This is a genomic window from Stenotrophomonas sp. CASM110 (assembly GCF_049384345.1).
GTDB lineage: Bacteria > Pseudomonadota > Gammaproteobacteria > Xanthomonadales > Xanthomonadaceae > Stenotrophomonas > Stenotrophomonas muris.
In genome coordinates this window covers 55,079-61,726 of sequence record NZ_JBMRGI010000028.1, presented here as the reverse complement: position 1 = coordinate 61,726, position 6,648 = coordinate 55,079, and the positions used below count along the sequence as shown (strand labels likewise).

6 protein-coding genes are annotated in these 6,648 nt (G+C 64.9%); 2 read left to right on the top strand and 4 right to left on the bottom strand.

Features of this window, described 5'->3' with window-relative positions:
- Nucleotides 1-263: 263 nt before the first annotated feature.
- The 4 genes from VG561_RS19220 to VG561_RS19205 form a co-directional block, all read right to left on the bottom strand.
- Nucleotides 264-1,412 (bottom strand): YncE family protein, encoded by a 1,149-nt coding sequence (locus tag VG561_RS19220; RefSeq protein WP_169411525.1) that lies wholly within the window; start codon nucleotides 1,410-1,412, stop codon nucleotides 264-266.
- A gap of 184 nt (nucleotides 1,413-1,596) precedes the next feature.
- Nucleotides 1,597-2,610, bottom strand: a complete 1,014-nt coding sequence (locus VG561_RS19215; RefSeq protein ID WP_423179895.1) for an XVIPCD domain-containing protein — start codon at nucleotides 2,608-2,610, stop codon at nucleotides 1,597-1,599.
- 2 nt (nucleotides 2,611-2,612) lie between these two features.
- The gene (locus tag VG561_RS19210; protein WP_423179894.1) at nucleotides 2,613-3,248 is read right to left on the bottom strand and encodes a hypothetical protein; all 636 of its coding nucleotides are present in this window, start codon (nucleotides 3,246-3,248) and stop codon (nucleotides 2,613-2,615) included.
- Entirely contained in the window at nucleotides 3,245-4,171 is a 927-nt protein-coding gene (locus VG561_RS19205) for an XVIPCD domain-containing protein (RefSeq protein WP_423179893.1), read from the bottom strand. The genes VG561_RS19210 and VG561_RS19205 overlap by 4 nt, the downstream gene beginning before the upstream one ends.
- 136 nt (nucleotides 4,172-4,307) lie before the next feature.
- On the opposite strand from VG561_RS19205, the gene VG561_RS19200 reads away from it, so the two are divergent.
- Together VG561_RS19200 and VG561_RS19195 are read left to right on the top strand one after the other, a co-directional pair.
- Nucleotides 4,308-5,255 (top strand): hypothetical protein, encoded by a 948-nt coding sequence (locus tag VG561_RS19200; RefSeq protein ID WP_227864205.1) that lies wholly within the window; start codon nucleotides 4,308-4,310, stop codon nucleotides 5,253-5,255.
- A 21-nt stretch (nucleotides 5,256-5,276) separates the two neighbouring features.
- On the top strand, nucleotides 5,277-6,602 hold the full coding sequence (locus VG561_RS19195; protein WP_423179892.1) for an XVIPCD domain-containing protein: 1,326 nt from the start codon (nucleotides 5,277-5,279) through the stop codon (nucleotides 6,600-6,602).
- The last annotated feature ends 46 nt before the right edge of the window (nucleotides 6,603-6,648 follow it).

The following is a 6,648-nucleotide window of genomic DNA, read 5'->3' as shown; positions in this document are numbered from 1 at the left end:
GTTGATCGGCTTGACCAGATCCAGCGGCTCCGGTGCATCCGGTATGCGGCTGCAGGCGCCGAGTGCACCCACCAGCGTGAAGACCAGGCCGACGCGCAGCCAGCGGCGGATAGCCAGCATGATTCAGATCCTTTGGCTCCCTGCCATGGGCTTCAACCCTAGCGGGCAGCCTCTTGCACTGCAACCGGGCAAAGAAGAAGGCAGAGCCTGCGCCCTGCCTTCCTCATGCGACGCGCGACGGCGCGGGGCCTTGCGTCAGCGCCTTACAGCTGGATGCGCGCCACGCTCTCGTCAGCGCCCTTGTCATCCTTCTCGCCGTTCTTGATGCTCACGAACAGCACGTTGTTCTTCGCATCCAGCGCCAAGCTGTTCGGGTGGGTCGGCACCTTGTAGGTCGCCACCTTCTGGTAGCTGTCGCTGTTGTATGCGGTCACCGTTCCGGCTTCGCGGTTGGTCACGTACAGGCGCTTGCGCGGTGCATCCAGCAGGATGCCCAGCGGGCCGGCATCGGTCGGGATGCTGGCCAGTTCCCTGCCGGTACTGCGGTCCAGCACCAGCACGCGCTGGCCCGGATGCTTGCTGACCAGGCCGCTGCTCTTGGCCTGGTAGCCACGCAGGAATTCCGAGCCCTGGTCGGTCACGAACAGGCGCTTGCCGGCCGGGTCCAGCGCGATGTTCATCGGCTGCTCGGCGGCGATCCTGTGCTGCGCCACTACCTTGTTCGAATCGGTGCCCACCACCACCAGGTCGGCCAGCAGGTTGCTGGTGTAGACGCGCTTGTTGGCCGCATCCAGCGCCAGGCCCGGCGCCTTGGCATTGCCCAGGCCGTCGATGGTGTTGATCACCTTCAGCGTGGTGGTATCGATCACGAACAGCACGCTGCTCACGTCCGGCTGGCTGCTGTGGCCGGTCACGTACAGGCGGTTGGCCGCGCTGTCGACCACCAGCTCGCGCAGGTCGTGGGTGTAGGCGGCCTTGCCGTCCTTGCCGGTCTTCTTCTCCATCAACTGGATGGTGCCCACGGCCTTGTTCTGCGCGGTGTCGACCACCGTCACCGACAGGTCCACGGTGTTGCCCACGTACAGGCGGTTGTGGGCGTCATCCAGCACCACGCCGAAGGCTTTGCGCTCCAGCGGGATGCGGGTTTCCACGGCCAGCGTGGCCGGGTTCAGGCGCAGCACCTGGGCCGGGCCGGCGTCATCGCCGAAGCCGCCGGAGGAGGCCACGAACACGGCGTTCTGCTTCGGGCTGTAGGCCAGCTCGTACAGGCCCTTGGCCACGGCCTGGCGCTGCACAGCGGCGGTGGTAGCACTGGCAGCGGGTGCGTTGTCGGCGAACGCGGAGGGCACGCCGAGGCTGAGCGAAACGGCAACGGCCAGGGCGGCCGAGCGGAAGAGAGGATTACGGAACATGCGAGCGTCCTTGAATGGGCACGGGAGGGTGTCCTGGCTCGCTGGGCCGTACTGCGACGGCCCGCCCCGCATCTGTCTGCGCGGGTGGGCTGGCTGGGGTTGCGGGGGAATGGTAGCAGGTGGAGGGCGTGACGTGCGCCGGCGCGGGCATGGCCGACGCTCGACCTCGATGCTGCGCCCGCGGCTATGCCATCCGTGGACCGTGGCTCTGCTGAAGCTGCTGCTCCTCCTGCAGGCGCTGCGCGTCTCGCTGCGGCTCGTTCTGCTGCAACTGCGCGACGCGATCGAACGAGGCCTCCACCGGTGCCTGCGCAGCCAACTCCGCCGGCATGCTGGCGCGCTGGTGTGCCGGGTCACTGCGGTCACCCTGCACGATGAACAGCTTCGGTGCGGTATCACCGCGCTGCTCGCCCAGCACCACTTCGTCCACGCGCGAGAATTGCTGCTCCTTCGACAGCGCGAGGAGGCTGGCACTGACATTGCCGTTGCGTGCACCGAAAGCGCCGAGGTCGGCCACCTGCTGGTGGATCTGGTTGAGGCGGGCATGATCGTCGTGCGCCGGGTCTGCGGGCGTGCCGCTTGGCGCGAGCACGCTGTTGCCGCGCCACTGCTCGCCGTTCTCGGTGAACATCCACTCGCGGAACGTCTGCTTCGGCATCGGGTTCCACTGCACCCTGTCCAGCTCGCTGCCCTTCACCTGCTGCGGAATGGCGTTGACGGCGCGGATGTTGTCCAGGACCCTGGTGGCGCCCTCGTAGTTGGTGATCTCCCCGGCCAGCCCGACCGGGCGCAGGCCTGCGTGGTTCAGGGCACCCCAGGCGAAATCGGTGCAGGCGTTGGAGAAGAAGTCGTAGTTCATGTCGAAGCCGTGCTTCCTCGGGTCTGCCGAGAACTCGAGGATGCGGTCGTACTGCGCCTTGCTGATCTCGATCGTGCGCTCGAAGCGGGGTTTGTCGTAGACCGACACGTCCATGTCATCGACTTTGCCCCTGTTCGGCTCGTCCTTGGTGCCTGCATGGGTGAAACCAATGCTCTCCGGCAAGGGTTCACCCGAACGGCGCAGCGACAGGAACATGTGCCCCGCGAACGAAGGCTCCAGCAGAAACCTGTTTCCCTCGGCATCACGGCCGTAGCGCGGCGTGCCGGGGGCCGCCAGATGGATGGTTACGCTGTAGCGTTCGGCATCGTCCTTGTGCATGTCTACTTTCCTAGTGATTGGTAGCCAACGATCAGTTCTGCGTTCAGGCCGTCCAGCTGGGGTCGATCCTCCACAAGGTCGACCCGCAGAACGTAGCGCCCGGGTGCAATGCCTCCGACCTGCGCCAGCTGCAGCGTGCGATAGAGCACGTCTTCAGAGTACAACCCGGCCTCGGCCAAGCTGTTGATGTCCACACTCCCCGTCGTCAGGTCTGTGACCACGCCATCATCCCCGATCTTCTGCGAGTCGCGTCCATCGCGGGTACGCTGCCAGAGCTGTACATGACGAGCCGCGCTGCCATCAATCCGCTCCAGGCGCAGCCGCGTTGGCAAACGTCCGAGAGTGATCTTCTCCGAAGCATCCAGCAGCCGTCGCGCGTCGGTATCCTGCAGCCGCAGCCCGATGTTCAGTATCGGAATAGCCGGCTTCTGGGGTGCCGGCAAATCAAACGTGACCTCGGCAATCCGACCGGCCTTCTGCAACTGCACGGCCCGCGTGAAGGGCACAACCGTGCGGGCCTCGGCCTGTGCGCGCGTCAGCAAGGGCGGGGCAACCTCAGGGGCTGGTGACGCACGGCATGCCGCCAGCGCGCCTAGCACCGCCAGTACCATCAGCCCCCGCCGCAGTGGTCGCGTCATTGCTCCTTCAACCGCAGCGAATCGGCTACATCGGTCTTGGCCGCCACCTCGGTGGCGATGCTGGCGCGGCGGTGCCCTGGGTCGTTGCGGTCGCCCTGCACGATGAAGATGCTTTCGGCGGCATGGCTGTTCTGGGTCGGTTGGCTGAGCAGCACGTGGTCCACGCGCGAGAGATTGTTCTGCTTGGCCAGCACCAGCAGGCTGGCGCTGATGCGCTGGCTGGCTGCATCGAACGGGCGGCCGTGCGCGGCGTCCAGCTCCGCTACCTTCTGGATCAGCTGCGAGAACAGGCGGTGGTCCGGATGCGAAGGGTCCAGCAGCGTGCCGGCCACTTCGATCGGCGTTGGCGGCGGCTCATCGCTGGCGCGGTCGCCCTGGCGATGATGCTCGGCCTCGCGCTCGGGCATCGCATGATGGGTCTCGGCATTCAGATCGCTGCGCGGAAACGGCGCGGCAATGCACTGGATCTCTGGCAGGTTGAACAGCACCGCGAACTCGCCCAGGTTGCTGCCGCCATCCAGCGGCGCCGGCAGCGAATGCAGGCCGGCGTAGTGCAGGGCCGCCCAGACGAAATCGCTGCAACGGTTGATGGTGGCCGGGCGATCCACATCGAATTCGAACTCGGCCGGCTCCTCGGCGAAATCACGCAGGCAGCCGTAATGCTCCTCGGTGATTTCCAGGGTGCGGCTGTAGTACGGATCCAGGTGCTCGTCGGCATCGTCGTGGCGCACCTGCGCGTACTGCACGCCGGTGCGGATTTCGCCCGGCGCCTGGCGCGGCGGCGCGAAACCGTAGCTGTGAGCCTCGTCACCCGCAGCGACCTGCATGTACATGTGGCCGCGCGGCGAGATGCCCCCACTTTTCAGCGGGGTGCCGGGGGCGGCCAGATAAAGGGTTGCGGTGTAGCGTGTTGCCTGCTCCATGCCTGCTCAGCCTTGTTGGGTACTGCGGTCCTGGGCGGATGATGGCATAGGTGGGATGGGCGGCAGGTGGAGGAATTGAGGACGCCGATCACGACTTGCTGAATATGTGAGCCAGCGTCCAGTACTGGATCCGGGCGTGAGCAAGGTCCGGCAACGACTGGAGCTTGCCATTCCACCGTTCTATAGTCGTTTCGATCATGCAAGGGAATCGCCCATGAGCAGAGCACCGGCTTGCCGGCTTGCCTACTTCGTCCTGGTGGCCGTGCTCAGCACCACCGCCTGCGCGAAGGCCCCATCCACGGAAAAGGACCCGAACGGAACCCCCATGTCCGAAACCGCAACCAGCCCACGTACGGTGGGCGGACAGACCTACACGACGCAGCCGGTGGAAGCTCGGCTTGGCCCGCACCGCTTCATGTTCCCGGCCAACCTCTACTACAACCAGACGGGCCCCCTGGCCGATGGGGGCGTCATGCTCACGGTGTTCTGGCCGGATTTCGATGCAGCGCCCCCCGGTGACCGCCCGGTGCGCAGCACGCAGGACAGCCGGCGGCAGGTGCTGGTCGAGCTTAGGTACATTGATCGCGTTCCCATCCAGAACTATCTGGCGCGTCGGTCCAGTAGCGAAGCCACCAGCGCGCCGGGATCACTGGAGCGAAGGGACCCGGTAGATAACCTTGCGCTGCGCGTTGCACAACCCGAGCGCTGGGGTCTGACGCCGTATGCGATTGACCCATCGTTGATGGCAGCCTATGCAAAGGACTCGGAGGCTGCGCTGGGCAGGCCTTACGTGCACAACCCGGGGATGGAGCCAGACTGGTATGTGGCCCGCTCGGCGGAGGGGCAACTGACGACGTTCATCAGCTGCGACCCGGCAGATCGCATTCCTGACGGGCTCACGATTCAGGGCAAGACACTTGAACGCGCCGGAGAAGGCCAGATCGCAATGTGCCGCCATTCCATCGTGGATGTGGGCGACAGCATTGCCATCGAGATGAACTATGCACGCGTCATGCTGAGCGACTGGCAGCGTCTGGAAACCAGCGTGCGTGATCTTCTGAGCCGATATCGCGTTCAGCCGTAAACCGCATCTCAAGGATGAATCATGAGCGGACTTACCGATAAGGACATTCGTGTCCTGTCCTCCTACGCGAAGGAGGGAAATCGCGAGCTGTATTGGAACTATCTCGCGCAGCTTCCCGAAAATGATGGCTACGGACTGCTGGCGTTGGGTGTTGTGCGCAACGACAGCCTCCCCGGCCGGGTGGCCAATAGCTTTGCGACCGCCGTTGCCGAGCAACAGGCCACGCTGTTCGGCAACGAGAAGAACGTAGCGTTCACCGAACGCAGGCAAGAAACCTTCGGCCAGGATCTGATCAGGAACGACCTGGCGGAGCGCAGAAGTTGGATGGAGGCCGGCAGGCCCGATCTGGCACTCAACCTGCCCTACACCAGCACGCTCAAATCCCACGATGTTTCGTTCGAAAAGAACGACCTCAATGTGAACTGCTGGACGCCGCGCTTGCTGCTGGTGTCCACGGAGCACAAACGCGGTGAGCAGGCAGCCGAGAAGGTCTGGCAGAACATGTTGGACAACAGCGCTGCCGGCGCATTCCGTGCCGGCAAGACGGCCGTCAGCGTGCACCTGGATATGCCGCAGCCCGCTGGACATTTCTACTTCGTTGAGCTGAGCAAGTTCGAGGGCGCAGCGCTCCTGCAGCGCGACGCCGTCGATCCGAACGTGATTGGTACCAAGTTCGACTATCACAGCTACGACCCCAGGGACGGCAGCTGGAACCGCACAGTGGGCGTTCCCCCGCTCGAAAGAACAGCCAAAGAGACCGATCCCGCCGAGATTTCCGCGTTGAACGAGACCCGCGAAGTTCGCTTGGAACGCGAGGCCAAGGCGAAGCAGTTTCATCCTGAAGATCCCTACAGAGAGATCGCCAAGAGCCCACGCGTGGTGTCTACGCAGGAACCCGAGCCTCTCTTTACGGAAGGTCGCCGACTCGCAGCGATAGAGCCGGGCAGCCCGGACTACGCGCTCCATCGGCAGATTCGCCAGGGCGTCGCTGCACTGGACGAGAAGCACGGCCGCCCCTTCGACGCGACCAGTGAGAACCTCGCCGCCAGCCTGACAGTGAAGGCACGCGAGCAGGGTCTGGAACAGGTGGACCATGTGGTGCTGAGCAACGCCACGGCCAATCAGCCGGCGGGTCGCACCATCTTTGTTGTACAAGGCGACCTATCTGACCCCGCCCACCTACGTGCAGGGATGCCCACTGCCGTGGCTGCACAAACGCCGGTGGCTGAGTCGCTGCAGCAACTGGCTGTGGTGGGCGATCAGCGCGAGCTCGCCCGCCAGAATGCGCAGCAGGCGCTGGATGCACGTACGCAGGAACAGCAGAGCCACGCCATGCGCATGGGCTGATCGCCCAGGTCAAGGCGGCCTTCCTCCGGGCCAGAGGTCGCAGCCC